Origin of the sequence: Xanthomonas vasicola (assembly GCF_000772705.2) — a bacterium.
Classification (GTDB): domain Bacteria; phylum Pseudomonadota; class Gammaproteobacteria; order Xanthomonadales; family Xanthomonadaceae; genus Xanthomonas; species Xanthomonas vasicola.
This window is the reverse complement of sequence record NZ_JSBW02000093.1, coordinates 1-1,046: the sequence shown is the minus strand read 5'-3', so window position 1 is coordinate 1,046 and position 1,046 is coordinate 1. Positions and strand designations below refer to the sequence as shown.

General features: G+C 62.9%; 1 protein-coding gene. It reads left to right on the top strand.

Annotation, left to right across the window (positions count from 1 at the left end):
* Positions 1 to 1,025, top strand: a protein-coding gene (locus NX05_RS19880; RefSeq protein ID WP_146437870.1) for an IS3 family transposase whose coding sequence is annotated in 2 segments (ribosomal slippage) — positions 1 to 178 and positions 178 to 1,025 — 1,026 coding nt annotated over the 2 segments. Because the reading frame shifts where the segments join, the coding sequence is not laid out codon by codon here. This gene is flagged as partial in the annotation.
* Between the last annotated feature and the right edge of the window lie 21 nt (positions 1,026 to 1,046).

The window sequence follows — 1,046 nt, the reverse complement described above, 5'->3', positions numbered from 1 at the left end:
TGCCGGCGGCATGGCTTCAGCGAGGCGTCCTATTATCTGTGGCGCAGCAAGTTTGGCGGCATGAGCGTGCCCGACGCCAAGCGGCTCAAGGACCTTGAGGCCGAGAACGCGCGGCTAAAGAAGTTGCTGGCCGAGCAGTTGTTCGAGAACGACCTGATCAAGGATGCGTTGCGAAAATAGTGGTGAGCGCACCGGCGCGTCGTGCGCTGGTGCGCGAGTGGATCGGGCGTGGTGCCAGCGAGCGTCGTGCGTTGGCAGTGATCGGTATGAGCGCCAGTGCGCTGCGCTATTGCCCGCGCCAAGACCGCAATGGCGAACTGCGCGAGCGCATTCTTGCGTTGGCGCATCGCCATCGCCGCTACGGCGTGGGGATGATCTATCTCAAGCTGCGACAGGAAGGACGCCTGGTGAACTACAAGCGCGTGGAGCGGTTGTATCGCGAGCAGCAGCTACAAGTGCGGCGCCGCAAGCGCAAGAAGGTACCGGTTGGCGAGCGTCAGCCGCTGCTGCGGCCAGCGCAGGCCAACCAGGTGTGGTCGATGGACTTCGTGTTCGACCGCACCGCCCAAGGCCGGGTGATCAAGTGTCTGGTGATTGTGGACGACGCAACCCACGAAGCGGTCGCCATCGACGTGGAGCGCGCAATCTCAGGCCACGGGGTGACGCGCGTGCTGGACCGACTGGCCCACAGTCGCGGTTTGCCGCAGGTGATCCGCACTGACAACGGCAAGGAGTTTTGCGGTAAGGCAATGGTCGCCTGGGCGCATGCCCGTGGCGTGCAGTTGCGGCTGATCCAACCCGGCAAGCCAAACCAAAACGCCTACGTCGAATCCTTCAACGGCCGGCTACGCGACGAATGCCTCAACGAGCACTGGTTCCCGACGTTGCTGCACGCGCGCATCGAGATCGAACGCTGGCGACGTGAATACAACGAGGAACGACCCAAGAAGGCAATTGGCGGCATGACGCCATCTGCGTATGCCCAACAGCTGGCCAACACCGATATCATCAACCCCGGACTCTAAACCCGGCCGCTACTCAGAGCG